At 61.8% G+C, this 14,475-nt stretch carries 16 protein-coding genes; 7 read left to right on the top strand and 9 right to left on the bottom strand.

From position 1 onward, the window contains the following. Window positions 1-22: 22 nt before the first annotated feature. The 3 genes from galR (at window position 23) to ACOWVD_RS20870 (ending at window position 1,854) form a co-directional block, all read left to right on the top strand. Window positions 23-1,042 (top strand): HTH-type transcriptional regulator GalR, encoded by a 1,020-nt coding sequence (gene galR, locus ACOWVD_RS20880; protein ID WP_004931832.1) that lies wholly within the window; start codon window positions 23-25, stop codon window positions 1,040-1,042. 159 nt (window positions 1,043-1,201) lie between these two features. After that, window positions 1,202-1,546, top strand: a complete 345-nt coding sequence (locus tag ACOWVD_RS20875) for a type II toxin-antitoxin system RelE/ParE family toxin (RefSeq protein ID WP_004931830.1) — start codon at window positions 1,202-1,204, stop codon at window positions 1,544-1,546. A gap of 5 nt (window positions 1,547-1,551) precedes the next feature. Beyond that, the gene (locus ACOWVD_RS20870; RefSeq protein WP_004931828.1) at window positions 1,552-1,854 is read left to right on the top strand and encodes a helix-turn-helix domain-containing protein; all 303 of its coding nucleotides are present in this window, start codon (window positions 1,552-1,554) and stop codon (window positions 1,852-1,854) included. 27 nt (window positions 1,855-1,881) lie between these two features. Here ACOWVD_RS20870 and lysA read toward each other — a convergent pair whose 3' ends face one another. Next, window positions 1,882-3,144, bottom strand: coding sequence for a diaminopimelate decarboxylase (gene lysA, locus ACOWVD_RS20865; protein WP_004931826.1), 1,263 nt, complete (start codon window positions 3,142-3,144; stop codon window positions 1,882-1,884). A gap of 133 nt (window positions 3,145-3,277) precedes the next feature. Between lysA and ACOWVD_RS20860 the strand changes: the two genes are divergently transcribed. Continuing rightward, entirely contained in the window at window positions 3,278-4,201 is a 924-nt protein-coding gene (locus tag ACOWVD_RS20860) for a LysR family transcriptional regulator (RefSeq protein WP_049240060.1), read from the top strand. A gap of 27 nt (window positions 4,202-4,228) precedes the next feature. Here ACOWVD_RS20860 and ACOWVD_RS20855 read toward each other — a convergent pair whose 3' ends face one another. Further along, window positions 4,229-5,137, bottom strand: coding sequence for a LysR family transcriptional regulator (locus tag ACOWVD_RS20855; protein WP_049240061.1), 909 nt, complete (start codon window positions 5,135-5,137; stop codon window positions 4,229-4,231). 108 nt (window positions 5,138-5,245) lie between these two features. Between ACOWVD_RS20855 and ACOWVD_RS20850 the strand changes: the two genes are divergently transcribed. Further along, complete coding sequence (locus tag ACOWVD_RS20850) at window positions 5,246-6,130, top strand: MBL fold metallo-hydrolase (RefSeq protein ID WP_015378929.1); 885 nt, start codon at window positions 5,246-5,248, stop codon at window positions 6,128-6,130. A gap of 68 nt (window positions 6,131-6,198) precedes the next feature. Further along, window positions 6,199-6,846 carry a DsbA family protein gene (locus tag ACOWVD_RS20845; RefSeq protein WP_015378930.1) on the top strand — a complete coding sequence of 216 codons (648 nt, stop codon included), beginning with the start codon at window positions 6,199-6,201 and terminating at the stop codon, window positions 6,844-6,846. A 28-nt stretch (window positions 6,847-6,874) separates the two neighbouring features. On the opposite strand, the gene ACOWVD_RS20840 is transcribed toward ACOWVD_RS20845, so the two are convergent. Then, entirely contained in the window at window positions 6,875-7,582 is a 708-nt protein-coding gene (locus ACOWVD_RS20840; RefSeq protein WP_021505679.1) for a hypothetical protein, read from the bottom strand. A 205-nt stretch (window positions 7,583-7,787) separates the two neighbouring features. Between ACOWVD_RS20840 and ACOWVD_RS20835 the strand changes: the two genes are divergently transcribed. Next, complete coding sequence (locus ACOWVD_RS20835) at window positions 7,788-9,515, top strand: ABC transporter ATP-binding protein/permease (RefSeq protein WP_049240062.1); 1,728 nt, start codon at window positions 7,788-7,790, stop codon at window positions 9,513-9,515. A 22-nt stretch (window positions 9,516-9,537) separates the two neighbouring features. On the opposite strand, the gene agaF is transcribed toward ACOWVD_RS20835, so the two are convergent. From agaF to agaR, 6 genes are read right to left on the bottom strand one after another with little or no spacing between them, the layout of a single operon-like run. Then, entirely contained in the window at window positions 9,538-9,972 is a 435-nt protein-coding gene (gene agaF / locus ACOWVD_RS20830) for a PTS galactosamine/N-acetylgalactosamine transporter subunit IIA (RefSeq protein WP_049240063.1), read from the bottom strand. A 10-nt stretch (window positions 9,973-9,982) separates the two neighbouring features. Continuing rightward, window positions 9,983-10,876 (bottom strand): PTS system mannose/fructose/sorbose family transporter subunit IID, encoded by an 894-nt coding sequence (locus tag ACOWVD_RS20825; protein WP_049240064.1) that lies wholly within the window; start codon window positions 10,874-10,876, stop codon window positions 9,983-9,985. Further along, window positions 10,866-11,645 carry a PTS N-acetylgalactosamine transporter subunit IIC gene (gene agaW / locus ACOWVD_RS20820; RefSeq protein ID WP_421105764.1) on the bottom strand — a complete coding sequence of 260 codons (780 nt, stop codon included), beginning with the start codon at window positions 11,643-11,645 and terminating at the stop codon, window positions 10,866-10,868. The genes ACOWVD_RS20825 and agaW overlap by 11 nt, the downstream gene beginning before the upstream one ends. 14 nt (window positions 11,646-11,659) lie before the next feature. Further along, complete coding sequence (agaV, locus tag ACOWVD_RS20815) at window positions 11,660-12,136, bottom strand: PTS N-acetylgalactosamine transporter subunit IIB (RefSeq protein WP_049240065.1); 477 nt, start codon at window positions 12,134-12,136, stop codon at window positions 11,660-11,662. A 1-nt stretch (window position 12,137) separates the two neighbouring features. Continuing rightward, window positions 12,138-13,421 carry a D-tagatose-bisphosphate aldolase, class II, non-catalytic subunit gene (locus ACOWVD_RS20810; RefSeq protein ID WP_049240066.1) on the bottom strand — a complete coding sequence of 428 codons (1,284 nt, stop codon included), beginning with the start codon at window positions 13,419-13,421 and terminating at the stop codon, window positions 12,138-12,140. A 23-nt stretch (window positions 13,422-13,444) separates the two neighbouring features. Next, the gene (gene agaR, locus ACOWVD_RS20805; protein WP_004931804.1) at window positions 13,445-14,218 is read right to left on the bottom strand and encodes a transcriptional repressor AgaR; all 774 of its coding nucleotides are present in this window, start codon (window positions 14,216-14,218) and stop codon (window positions 13,445-13,447) included. Window positions 14,219-14,475 lie beyond the last annotated feature (257 nt).

The following is a 14,475-nucleotide window of genomic DNA, read 5'->3' as shown; positions in this document are numbered from 1 at the left end:
TACCCAGGATGTGTTGACTGATATGGCTACGATAAAGGATGTTGCCAGGCTGGCGGGGGTTTCCGTGGCCACGGTATCCCGCGTGATAAACAATTCCCCCAAGGCCAGCGAAGGGTCGCGCACCGCGGTGCAGGCCGCGATGGAACAGCTGCAGTATCACCCTAACGCCAACGCTCGGGCGCTGGCGCAGCAATCCACCGAGACGCTGGGGCTGATCGTCTCCGACGTTTCCGATCCCTTCTTCGGCGCGATGGTCAAAGCGGTCGAGCAGGTGGCCTACGCCACCCACAATTTTCTGCTGATTGGCAACGGTTACCACGACGCCGAAAAAGAGCGTCAGGCGATTGAACAGCTGGTGCGGCACCGCTGCGAAGCGCTGGTGGTGCACGCCAAAAGGCTGAGCGATCAGGAACTTTGCGGCTGGATGCAACAGATCCCGGGCATGGTGCTGATCAACCGCACGCTGCCGGGCTTCGAAACGCGCTGCGTGGCGCTCGACGATCGCTACGGCGCCTGGCTGGCAACCCGTCATCTGATCCAGCAAGGGCATCAGCGCATCGCCATCATCTGCTCCACCCACCAGATTTCCGACGCCACCGACCGGCTGCAGGGCTATCTCGACGCGCTGCGGGAACACGGCATTGCGGTGGATGAAAAGCTGATCGCCTATGGCGAACCGGACGAGATCGGCGGCGAACAGGCGATGACCGAATTGCTCGGCCGCGGCCGTTCGTTCTCCGCCATTACCTGCTACAACGATCCGATGGCCGCCGGCGCGCTTTCGGTGCTGAGCGATAACAGCGTCGACGTACCGGGGGAAATTTCGCTGATCGGTTTCGACGACGTGCTGATTTCGCGCTATCTTCGGCCGCGCCTGACCACCATTCGCTACCCGATCGTGGCGATGGCGACCCAGGCGGCGGAGCTGGCCCTAGCCTTGGCCAATCGCCAACCGCTGCCGGAAATCACCAACATGTTCAGCCCGACGCTGGTGCGCCGCCACTCTGTCGCCACCCTCAACAACGCGCACGAACAACCGTAATTCGCACCGCCGCATGGGTGAGCCATCACCCATGCGCTCAGATTGCGCAACCCGCCGCATTTCCCGCTTTTGGATTTTTTCCGCTCCCAGCGTTCGTGCATATTGTTGGCACAATAACCTTTACACTATATAGCATAAACGCTATATTCGGAGCGCGTCATGTGGCAAGTGGTGACCGTCGAACGGTTTGACGACTGGTTTTTAGCGCTGAACAACGCCCAGCAAACAAGCATCCTGGCGGCGATCTACAAATTGCAGACGTTCGGCCCGCAATTGGCGCGGCCGCATGCCGATACGCTGCATTTTTCCGACGCAGTCCGGCAGTTGAAGGAGCTGCGCATTCAACATCGCGGGCGCCCTTTCAGGGTGTTTTTCGCCTTTGATCCACAGCGGCAAGCGGTATTGCTGTGCGGCGGCGATAAAACCGGCGACAAACGCTTTTACCAGCGCATGTTGCCCATCGCCGCCATGGAGTTTTCACATTATCTGGCAACCCGGAGGTAGTGCAGATGGCCAAACCTTTATCCCAACTGATCGATAAACTCGATCCCGCCGTCGTTGCCGCCGCCAGGCAAAAAGCGGACCAGGAGATTTTCGAGCTGCGGCTGGCGATGCTGAGGGAAGAGTTGGCGGTTTCTCAGGTTGAATTGGCGAAGCGGCTCGGCATCAGCCAACCCTCCGTCGCCAATTTGGAAAAGCGCGGCAGCGAAATCAAACTGTCGTCGCTCAAACGCTATATCGAGGCGATGGGCGGCACGCTGTCGCTGGATGTGCAATTGCCCAATGGCCAGCACCGCCGCATGACGCTGTGAAGCGGGCGCCGGGCGCCCGCCCGCTGATCAGATAAGCTCCAGCGCGATCAGCTCTTCGATGGTTTGGCGGCGGCGGATCAAACGCGGCTCGCCGTTTTCGAACAGCACTTCGGGCAACAGCGGACGGCTGTTGTAGTTGGAGGACATCGACGCGCCGTAGGCGCCGGTATCGTGGAACACCAGATAATCGCCGATCTGCACCGGCGGCAGCTCACGGGTTTCCACGCCGCCGCCCGCCTGCTGGGTAAACACGTCGCCGGATTCGCACAGCGGCCCGGCGATCACCGTGTCGCGCAGCGCTTGCCCCGAGGTATCGCGCCCATCGGCCGGCAACAGCGAAATATGGTGGTAACTGCCGTACATCGCCGGGCGCATCAGATCGTTAAAACCGGCGTCCACCAGCACGAAGTGGCGGCTGCCCATGTCTTTTACCGCCCGCACTTCGGCCACCAAGACGCCCGCTTCCGCCATCAGGAAACGCCCCGGTTCAATCTCCAACTGCACCGGATGCCCCAGATGCGCGGCGATGCGTTCACGCGCCCGGTTCCACAAACCGAAATAATGTTCGGTATCGATCGCCTCTTCGCCGTACTGATACGGGATAGACAGGCCGCCGCCAGCGGAAATGGCGCTGATGTCATGACCGAGATCGATCACCTGCTGCACCATCGCATCGCAGACGCGCTCCAGATGCTGGTAATCGACGCCGGAGCCGATATGCATATGCACGCCGATCAGCTTCAGGCCGTAGCGGCGAATTTTCTCCACCGCCTGCGGCAGGTCGGCATACCAGATGCCGTGCTTGCTGTTCTCGCCGCCGGTGTTGGTTTTCTGGCTGTGGCCGTGGCCAAATCCCGGGTTAACGCGCAGCCACACCGGGTGCCCTGCAGAAACCTGGCCGAGCTGATCCAGCATGTCGATGGAACCGGCGTTAACCGGGATCTTCAATTCGCTGACGCGCGCCAGCGTGGCATGATCCAACACGTCCGCGGTAAACACGATCTCGCTCGGTTCGCCGCCCGGTTGAAAACCGGCCTGCAGCGCCCGTTCGATCTCGCCCAGCGACACCGAATCCACCTTCACGCCCTGCTCGCGCATCAAGCGCAAAATATGAATGTTCGAACAGGCCTTCTGCGCGAAACGAATGGTGTCGAAGTGGCGCAGCTGAGCGATGCGCTGGCTGATGATGTCGGCATCATAGGCCCAGACCGGGCAACCGAAACGCTGCGGCAAGGCCAGCAGGTTAGCGGCGTTCAACGCGGTGGAGGTGTCGTGCAACGGGCGTGGCATGGCGATATTCCCAATTCGAAAATGACGGCAGATAACGCCATAGTGCCGCACGCTGAATCGAGTGGAAAATATCTATTTAGCCGTAGTCTATTCATTTATGATATGGCTTTCTCTACAGTCGAGCGGCCTCGCCATGCACAGTATCTCTTTGCGGCAGATCGAAATCTTTCGGGCGGTGATGACCACCGGCAACCTGACCGAGGCGGCAGCCCTGCTGCAAACCTCGCAACCGACCGCCAGCCGCGAGCTGGCGCGCTTTGAAAAGCTGATTCGGCTGCAGCTGTTCGACCGGGTGCGCGGGCGTTTGTCCCCCACCGTGCAAGGGTTACGGCTGTTCGAAGAGGTACAGCGCTCCTATTACGGCCTCGATCGCATCGTCAACGCCGCCGCCGGCATCCGCCAGTTTCAGCAGGCGCAGCTGTCGATCGTGTGCCTGCCGGTATTCTCCCAATCGCTGCTGCCGGCGGTGTGCCAGCCCTTTATCGAACGTTATCCGGAAGTCAGCTTCAGCGTGATCCCGCAAGAGTCGCCGCTGTTGGAAGAGTGGCTGTCTGCCCAGCGCCACGATCTCGGGCTGACGGAAACCACCCTCACGCCGGCGGGCACCGAACGGGTGACGCTGATGACGTTGAACGAAGTGTGCGTGCTGCCGACGGGCCACCCGCTGCTGGTAAAAGACCAGCTGACGCCGCAGGACTTCGCCGGGCAGAACTTTATCAGCCTGTCGAGCACCGACAGCTATCGTCACTTGCTGGATGCGCTGTTCGGCGAACAGGGCGTCGAGCGCCGCATGGTGATGGAAACGCACAGTGCGGCGTCGGTGTGCGCCATGGTGAGAGCCGGCGTGGGGGTGTCGATCGTTAACCCGCTGACGGCGCTCGACTATGCCGGCAGCGGCGTGCACGTGCGGCCGTTCAGCATCGACGTGCCGTTCACCGTCAGCCTGATCCGGCCGCTGCACCGCCCTTCATCGGCGCTGGTCACGGCCTTTGTCGACCATCTGCATCAGCAGGCGGCACGCTTCTCCGCCCGGCTGGCCGCCGCTGTCAGGCGCTGAAAGCGGCCAGGGAATATTGCCGAGACCTTAGCGCAGCGTCGCCTGCCACTGCGGATCGGTGGCGAACCACTCCACCAGAAAGTCCAGCATGGTGCGTAAGGTGGCGGGCATCTGGCGACGCGAGGTGTAGATGCCGTAGATGCCCATCGACTGCGGCCGGTAATCCGGCAACAATTCGACCAGTTCGCCGCTGGCCAGCAGCGGGGCCGCCGAATAATAGGGCTGCATGGAAATGCCCGCGCCCTGCACCGTGCCGGCCATCAACACCACCGACTCGTTGGCGCTCAGGTTGCCGCTGACCGCCACCGCCGATTTCACCCCCTGAGCATCGAAGTGCCACAGGCTTTTGCCGAAATAGGAGTAGGTCAGGCAGTTGTGCAACGCCAGATCCTGCGGTTGGCGCGGGGTGCCGTGTGCCGCCAGATACACCGGCGCGGCGCACACCACCGATGCGCAGGTGGACAGCGGACGGGCGATCAGGTTGGGATCCAGCTCGTTGGTGATGCGCAGCGCCAGATCGATGCGCTCTTCCACCAGGTTCACCGCCCGGTTGTTCATCTGCAGATCGACCGCCACCTGCGGGTGACGCTTCAGATACTGAGCGACCGCCCCCACCAGCGCCGTTTGCCCGAGCGACTGCGAACAGGTAATGCGCAGCAGGCCGCGCAGTTCGTCGCTCTGCCCTTCCTCCACCAGGTCGATCTCCCCCGCCAGCGCCAGCATTTGTCGGCAACGTTCCAGAGTACGCTCACCGGCGTCGGTCAGACTAAGCTTACGGGTAGTGCGGTGCAGTAAACGCGCTCCGGCCCATTGCTCCATCTGCGCCAGGTAGCGAGTGACCATCGCGCGCGACATCTCCAGCGTTTCCGCAGCGGCGATCATGCTGCCGCGATCGACGATGGTGACAAAAACCTCAGCGGCGGTAATGCGATCCATGATTAGTCCGATTTATGCAACGAATAATTGCTTATTATCCGGTTTTTCTATCGCTTTATGCAACCTAACATCATTACAACATTAACCGATACCTAAGGACCTCTGCCCATGTTTAAGAAATCACTGTTAACTCTGGCCTTCACCGGCGTCGCCACCCTGAGCACCTACGCCACCGCTGCCGATACCCTGACCATGGAAGTGTATAACCCGGGCGAGAAAAGCGTGTTCCCGGTGTCTTCCGAAATCATCAGCGGCCAACACGAAGTGGCGCTGATCGACGCACAGTTCCAGCGCAACGATGCCGAAGAGCTGGTGAAAAAGATCAAGGCGACCGGCAAGAAGCTGACCACCGTTTATATCAGCCACTCAGACCCGGATTTCTACTTCGGTCTGGACGTGATTAAGGCCGCTTTCCCGGAGGCGAAAATCATCGCTTCGCCAGGCACCATCAAGGACATCAACGCCACCAAAGACGGCAAAGTCGCCTATTGGGGCCCGATCCTGAAAGACAACGCGCCGAAAACCGTGATCGTGCCGCAGCCGCTGCAGGGCGACAGCTTCACCATCGACGGCCAGAAAGTGGAAGTGAAAGGCCTGAACGGCCCGACCCCCGATCGCACCTTCGTCTGGATCCCGGCGCTGAAAGCGGTCGTGGGCGGCGTCGCGGTCGCCGGTGACAATATCCATCCGTGGATCGCCGATAACCAGACCGTGGAATCGCGCCAGCACTGGCAGCAGACGCTGAAAAACATCGAAGCGCTGAAGCCGCAGGTCGTCGTGCCGGGCCACTTCCTGCCGGGCGCCGCACAGACGCTGGCATCGGTGCACTTTACCCAAAAATACCTGACCACGCTGGAAGCCGAACTGCCGAAAGCCAAGGATTCCGCCGCGCTGATTGAAGCGATGAAAAAGCACTACCCGATGCTGAAAGACGAATCGAGCCTGGAACTGAGCGCGAAAGTGCTGAAAGGCGAGATGAAGTGGCCGCAATAAGCGCCCGTGCGTGATTGAACCAGCCCTGGCGCCGCGGTGAACTGCCGCGCGCCAGGCGAGGAGTAAAAATGACCGAAACCACTCTGCATTACATTTTCGATCCGCTGTGCGGCTGGTGCTACGGCGCCGCGCCGCTGGTGAAAGCGGCTCAAAGTCTCCCCGGGTTGAAGGTTGTGCCGCACGCTGGCGGCATGATGACCGGTAACAACCGCCGCCAAATCACCGATGAATGGCGCAACTACGTCATTCCACACGACAAACGCATCGCCGAAATGACGGGCCAGCCGTTCGGCGAAGCCTATTTCAACGGCCTGCTGCGCGACACCACGGCGGTGATGGATTCCGAACCGCCGATCACCGCTATCCTGGCGGCGGAAAAGCTGGCGGGACGCGGGCTGGACATGCTGCACCGCATTCAGCAGGCGCACTATCAGGAAGGCCGGCGCATCGCCGATACACCGGTGCTGGAAGCGTTGGCGAAAGAGCTGGGGTTGCCTTCGGCGGCGTTTATCGCCGAAATGCGTTTCAACAGCGGTGCGCCGACCGCGCAACACATCGCGGAAAGCCGGGCGCTGCTGGCCAAAGTGCAAGGCCAGGGCTTCCCGACCTTTGCGCTGCAGGATAGTGATGGCCGCCTGCATCTGCTGCCGGCCGGCAATTATCTGGGCAATGTGGAAGCCTGGAAGAACCTGCTGGGCGCCGCCGCGCTGGCATAACCCTGCTCGCCCCGATCGTCGGGGCGGGTCATTCTACCCGCACGAACCGCCCTTCCGCCCGCACGTTGTGACCGAACCCGCAATCGCCCCGCGTGTGCATTTCCAACGCTTGCTCGCCAAACTCCATCGTCACGTCGCAGACCTGCGCGCTTTCCGCTTCATGCTGGTGGTAGACAGCCTTGCCGTGTTCGATCGGCAGCTCGGCGGAGAAGTCCCCCATGTTCGGCCCGTAATACAGCCCCATCTGCGGCATGGCGTAGCCGGAGAAATCGATCAACCAGCGCTCGCCCTGCGGCTTCACCGCCACTTCGCTCCACACGCCTCGCCCGGCGTATTGCCAGTACACGCCGCCCGGCCCCTGCGGCTGCGGCCGCTGCGCCAGCCGTTGGCGCAACAGGCTCAGGTTGTGCTGCGATTTGTCATCGTGCGGCGCCAGCGCCAGATAGGCCTGCGCCTTGAGCAATTCGCCGGCGTGCATCAGCGACAGCGCCACGTTGTTGTAAGCCGTGGCGACCGCCTGCTCGCTCAGGCCGCAAAACTCGCTCCAGGCCGCCTGATCGCGAAAGATGTCGGCGGCTTTGGCGTAATCTTGCCGCTGATAGGCCTTTTTTCCCAGTTCGGCGTAGCTCGCCACCTTTTGGCAATCGGCGGCGATGTCCGGCTCGTCAATGTGCGCCCAGGCCCGGGCGCTGGCGAAGACGCCGCAGGTCAGCAACAGGGGAAACCAAGCCTTCATCGTTTATCCTTTCTGCAAAAATTCGGCGCCAGTATAACCGCCCGGCGCCGGAGTGTATGCCGCAATTGCGCCCGCCAGCGTGCCGCTGGCGATTCAGCCGCCTTATTTCAAACGGTTAGCGGAGTCAAAACTGCTTACAGTCGCGGTTTGTTTGTTACCGGCCCGCAGCCCATGCTGAACAAAATACCGCAATTATCGAGCCGTTATGAACGCAACCCCCTTGCAGAAACACGCCGTGTGGCAGCTGATCAAACCCTTTTGGGTGTCTGAGGAGCGATGGCGCGCCTGGATGATGCTGATCGCCATCGTCATCCTGTCGCTCGGTCTGGTCTATATCAGCGTGCAGATCAACCAGTGGAACCAGGTGTTCTACGATGCGCTGCAGAACAAAAACTACCCGGTATTCAAGGCACAGCTGTGGCGATTTACCTATTTGGCGCTGATCTTCATCGTGCTGGCGGTCTACAAGATCTACCTGACTCAGGGGCTGCAGATGCGCTGGCGGCGCTGGATGACGGAAAAGTTCATGGGGAAATGGCTGGCGCACCAGGCGTATTATCACACCGAGCAGCAGCAGATCGTCGATAACCCCGATCAGCGTATCGCCGAAGATCTCAACGTATTGACCCAATATACCCTGTCGCTGTCGCTCGGGCTGCTCTCCAGCCTGGTGACGCTGTTTTCCTTTATCGACATCTTGTGGCACGTCAGCGGGCCGATGACCTTCGCGCTCGGCCAGCACGCCATCACGCTGCCCGGTTATATGGTGTGGTTCGCGCTGCTGTATGCGGTGCTGGGATCGCTGCTGATCTGGTGGGTCGGCAAACCGCTGGTCATGCTGGGCTTCAATCAGGAACGGTACGAGGCGAACTTCCGTTTCGGCCTGATCCGCATCCGCGAAAACAACGACGCCATCGCGCTGTACCACGGCGAACCTCGCGAGGCACAGCAGCTGGGCGATCGTTTCGACACCATTCGCAACAACTGGTGGGCAATTATGCGCATCACCCGGCGGCTGAACATCGCCACCAACTTCTACAGCCAGTTCGCCATCGTGTTTCCCCTGCTGGTGGCGGCGCCACGCTACTTCTCCGGCGCCATTCAGATGGGCGGCCTGATGCAAATCTCCTCGGCCTTCGGTCAGGTGCAGGGTGCGCTGTCGTGGTTTATCGACGCCTTCAGCGATCTGGCGACCTGGAAAGCCTGCGTCAACCGTCTGGCCGGCTTCAACGCCGCCGTCGATCAGGTGCATCATCAGCCGCGCGGCATTCAGCTGCGGGAAGACGCCGCCCATCCGTTGACGCTGAGCAACCTCAGCCTGCACTTGCCCGACGGCCAGCCGCTGCTGGCCGGCGCCGAGATGACGCTGCAACGCGGCGATCGCCTGCTGATTGTCGGCCCTTCCGGCTGTGGCAAGTCAACGCTGCTGCGGGCCATCGCCGGTATCTGGCCTTATGGCGCGGGCGTCATCGGGCTGCCGGCCAACGCCAACACGCTGTTCCTGCCGCAGCGCAGCTACATTCCGATCGGCACGCTGCGCGAAGCGTTGAGCTACCCGAGCCAGGCGACACAATACAGCGACGCGCAGCTGATGCGGGTGCTGGAAAATTGCCGCCTGAAACATCTGCAGCGCTGGCTGGATACCGCCGCCAACTGGAGCCATCGCCTGTCGCCGGGTGAGCAACAGCGGCTGGCGTTCGCCCGCGCCCTGTTGATTCGCCCGAGCATCCTGTTCCTCGACGAGGCCACCAGCGCGCTGGACGACGAAACCGAACAGTTGATGTACTGCCTGCTGGTGGATGAACTGCCGGACGTGACGCTGATCAGCGTGGCGCATCGCAACAGCGTGGCGAAGTACCACCAGACCTGTTGGCGCTTCAGCCGCAGCGAAGATCAACCGGCGCGCCTGGCGCTGAGCCCGCTGCCGGTATAACCCGCAGACCGACGGCGTTCGTTCAGATGCCGTCGGTTTGCACGTCTTCGCATTTCACCCGGCGACGCTCATGCCACAGGCTGGTCAGGCCGCGTTTACCGCACGCCAGCGCCACCTCGCGAAATTCATCCAGGTTCAGTCCATCGCGCTCCAGCATCATTTCCGCCGCCAGCTGCATATTGACGCCGGTGAGCACTTCACAATCGCCCTGCGCATCCGCCAGCTCGCAGGCGCTGCGAAACGGCGAACCACCGAGCATATCGGTCAGGAACACCACGCCGTCCGGCTGCGCCACCGCCGCCAGCGCCGAGCGTAGGGCGTCGTTGAGCTGCGCGGTACTCATCTGTTCGGGGAAATCGACCGCCGCGCAGTGCGGCTGCGGCCCCACCACCTGTTCCACCGCCTGCAACAGCCCGGTGGCAAAGCCGCCGTGGCCGGTAATCACAATGCCTGGCATAGCCCGCTCCTCACAGAATACCGATAAATTTGCCCGCCACGCCGATGACTACGGTGACGCCAATCAGCTTCACCGGCGAGAATCCGCGCTTCATCAGGAAGAAAATGAGCAGCGTGAAACACAGCGGCAACAAGTTGGGCATCAGCTTGTCCAGCACGTCGGTCTGCAGCGCCACGCTGGCCTTGCCGGCATGCATCACCAGCGGCGTGGACAGATGCACATACGAGGCCACCAGCGCGCCAATCACCGTCATGCCGACAATGGAAGCGGCGTGAGAAATACGCCGGGTATGGGTCTTCAACAGCGCCAGCGCGCTGGTGCCGGCCTGATAGCCGTAGTGCGCCAGCCCGAAGCGCAGGCCGAAGTGGAACAGGTTAAACAGCAGCAGGAAGACGATCGGCCCGAACAGGCTGCCCTCCAATGCCAGCGAAGCGCCTATACCGGCGCAGATCGGCAGCAGCGTCAACCAAAACAGCGCGTCGCCGATACCGCCGAGCGGCCCCATCAGCGCCACTTTCACTGCGCGAATGGTGGAGATCTTCTCCTTGTTCTGCTCCATCGCCAACACCAAACCGGACAGGAAGGTGACGTCGAACGGGTGCACGTTGATAAATTCCATGTGCATCTTCATCGAGTTGGCCAGATCCTGCGGGTTGCGGTGGATCTTGCGCAGCGCGGGGATCAGCTGATACAGCCAGCCGCCCGCCTGCATGCGCTCGTAGTTGAACGACGCCTGCAACAGCAGCGAACGCCAGGCCATGCGGTTAATGTCGCCGCGCGTCAGCGCTTCGGCGGGCCGGCTGTCCAGATAGTCGTCCTGCTCCACCTGGCTGGTGGCCAGCGCCTGCGCCATACGCTGCTCGGCCTTTTGCGCCAGCAGATCGTCGGAATCGTTAAATGCCATCTTCGGCGTCCTCCTGCGGAGCGAGCCGGGCCGTCGCCTCTGCCGCGCCGCGTTGCGTGTTGAAGAAGTCGATCAGAGCGATCGCCAGAGCCCCCAGCGCCACCGCCAGGATCGGCAGCTTGAGAAACGTGACCGAGATGAAACCGAGGATAAAATAGGCCACGTAGGTTTTTTTCATCATCACCTTCATCAGCAGCGAGAAACCGATCGCCGGCATCATGCCGCCCGCCACCGCCAGCCCGTCCAGCAGCCAGCCCGGCGCTTTCTGCACCATGGCGCTGGCCGCATCGGCGCCGAAGTAAATCGGCAGGAACGCCACCACGAAATAGAAGATGAACAGAATGCCGATGCCGAGATAGTTCACCCGTTCGATGCCGCGCCAGTTCAGCGCTTTCACCATGCGATCGCAGCGGTGCATCATCGGCGAGAACAGTGTAAACAGCAGCGTGATGCAGCCCTGCACCGCGATCGAGAAAGGCACCGCCACGCCGATCGCCACTTTAGGATCGGCTTTGGTCAGAATGGCGAATGCAGTGCCGATCACCCCGCCGATCACCACGTTCGGCGGTTGGGCGCCCGCCAGCGGCACCATCCCCATCCACACCAGCTCCAGCGTGCCGCCCACCAGCAACCCGGTATAGACATCGCCCAAAATCAGCCCCACCAGCGGCCCCATCACTACCGGCCGGTGGAAGTGGGTCAGACCGTCGAACAGGTCAACACCCGCCAACCCCGCCAACAGCGCAATCAATAACGCATCCGTCAACATGCTTTCCCCCTGGCTCAAAAGAGCAGTTTGCCGATCGCCTCGCCCGCTTCATCAGGCACCCGACGCACTTCGCACTCCACGCCCAGTTCAGCCAGCGCGCGGAACGCGGCCACGTCGCCGCCGTCCAGCGACACCGTTTTGTGCACCTGCCGCTTTCCCTCGGCGAAGTGCATATTGCCGACGTTGACGAAACGGATCGGCACCCCGCCGCGCACCAGCGTCAACACGTCCTGCGGCGTTTTGCACACCAGAAAGATCTTCTGCCGATCCGCCGCCTTGTGGATCACGTCAATGGTTTTCTGCAGCGTGAAATAACGAGTCTGCACCCCTTCCGCCACCACCATGTCCATCAGGTTCTGCTGCACCGGATCGGCGGCGGCCTCGTCGTTGGCCACCACCACCAGGTTGGCACCAAGGGTGTTGGTCCAGGTCACGCCCACCTGGCCATGTACCAGGCGATTATCGATGCGGGTCATTAAAATGTTCGGCATATCAGCGGCCCTCCGGATAGCAGGCGGCGTGGTAATCGTCGAGCACCTGCGTCACTTTGTGCAGCACCCACTCCTGCGGATCGGCGCTCAATTCGCCGGCGTTCAGCGCCCGCGCCTGCTCCGGCAGGTACTGGCTGAGCAGCGCCAGCGGCACCGGGCTGCGCCGCAGGTTGTCCAGCAAACCGTCGACCGCCTGCTGCACCTGCGGCTGCGGCCAGTAGTAACGCACCCGATCGCTCAGGCTGTAGTGGCGATCGAGGTACTGTTGGTGCGGCGTGCCGTGGTAATAGCGGCTCCACTGCTGCGGCTGCTCGCGCATCACCTGTTCCAGCGTGGCGCACAGCTGCGCCGACTGGCGTTCCCCCAGCCATTCGCGCTCGATGCGATCGAGAGCGAACAGCGCTTCGCGCAGCGCAAAGGTCAGCGCCGGCCCCACCTTCAGAATGGCGAAATGATCGCGCACCAGCTGGCGATAGGCCTGCGGCGGTTGGTAGTCCGTGGAGTGCGCTTCATAGATCATGCCCGGCTGCCGTTCGATGAAATGGCTCAGTGCGTCGGCGCGCTGCGGCTGGTAACGTTCGACGCTGTGGTGATCGAACTCGACGCCCGGCTGCACCACCAGCGCGATGGTTCGCTGCCAGGCATCGTTCAGCTCGGCCTTTTGCCAGGCGATACGGTGTGTTTCCAGGGTTTGCGCCACCGCCTGCGGCGTGGTGACCTGCAGGCCCGCCAACGCCTCCTGCGCGCCGCCCGGCACCGGCACCTCGGTGCCGATCACATAGACCGGCGCTTCGCCGCCGCTCTGCGCCCAGGCGCGTTCCGCTACCGCGCACAAACGCGCCGCCCGCTCGGCGACCGCCGCATCTCCCAGGGGCGAGGGATCATCGGCGCACGACATGGAACAATCGAGGTGAATTTTGCGAAATCCGGCGCGAACGTAATCGTCGATCAAGGTTTCCGCCAGCGTCATCGCTTCCTGAGCCGGACGATCTTGCCAGGCGTTGGGCCCCAGATGGTCGCCGCCCAGCCACACGCGCTCGCGCGCCAGGCCAACCTCATCCGCCAGACGCCAGAGCGCATCGCGGAACTGGGCCGCCGTTTGGCCGGTATAGCCGCCGAACTGATTGACCTGGTTGGAGGTCGCCTCCACCAATACCGGCGTGCCGCGGCTTTTAGCCTGCCGCAGCGCGGCCTTCAGAACCCAGGGATGGGCGGAACAGACGGAAAAAATCCCGACCGGCATACCGGCCTTGTGCTGCTCGACAAGCTGTAACAACTGCTGCATGAAGCCCCCATGCAGGCGCCGTGCTACCGATCGGCGATGATGACCTCAACGCCCAGCTCGGTTAACGCCCGCTCGTAATCGTCCGGAAGACGGCTGTCGGTGATCAGCCGATGGATTTGTCCGGCTTCGCGAATCATGCAAAAGCTCTTGCGACCGAATTTGCTGGCATCCGCCACCGCGATAATCTCGCGCGCCACCTCGCACATTACGCGATTGAGGTGCGCCTCACCGGGGTGAGGCGTGGTGATGCCGGCGCTCAGATCGAACCCGTCGACGCCCAAAAACAGTTTGTCGAAGCGGTACTGACGCAATTGCTGCTCGGCAGCCGGACCGTAGAGCGAGTAAGAGTTGCGGCGCACGCTGCCCCCCAGCACCATGACCTCCACCCCGTCGTTTCCCGAAAGCTCGTAGGCAATGTTCAGCGCATTGGTCATCACCACCAGATCGCGCCGTCCCTTCAGAAACGGCACGATCTGCGCGGTGGTTGAACCGGAATCGAGGATCAGCGCATCGCCGTCGCGCACATAGCCGGCCGCCGCGTTGGCGATCAGCGTTTTGACGTCGCGATTCAACCGCCCTTTGTCCCGCAGCGGCCGATCGAAAGCGAATTGCTGATTGAGCATCGCGCCGCCGTAAGCGCGCAGCGCACACCCTTTTCGTTCCAGAAAGCGCAGATCGTTGCGGATCGTCACCGTGGATACCGCAAACTGTTTGCTGAGCTGCTCCACGCGCACGCTGCCGTGTTCGCATAACAGATCGATAATGTGTTCACGTCGCTTTGCGGTATTCACTGGCATGAGCTGCGGTCCTCAGGTTTCCGGCATCGCCGGGGAGAAGATGGCTTTCGCTCTACTGCGCTGGCATTACAGCAAAGCGAAAGCAATGAAATTGTGATCGGGCTTACAGCCCCGTTTTAGCAAAAAAACCGCCAAAAAACCTTTCGAATCGAAACGGATCGAAAAGCCTAAAAGCGGAAGGGGGAAAAAGTGAAATGCCATGACGGGCGATAACCCCCGGAGCGCTGAGGCGTGGGCTGCACGGAAAGCGAAAGCGG

It is taken from the genome of Serratia sp. SA088 (genome assembly GCF_049065515.1).
Taxonomy (GTDB): Bacteria; Pseudomonadota; Gammaproteobacteria; order Enterobacterales; family Enterobacteriaceae; genus Serratia; species Serratia nematodiphila.
The sequence above is the reverse complement of the archived record's forward strand: the minus strand, read 5'-3'. Positions and strand labels throughout refer to the sequence as shown.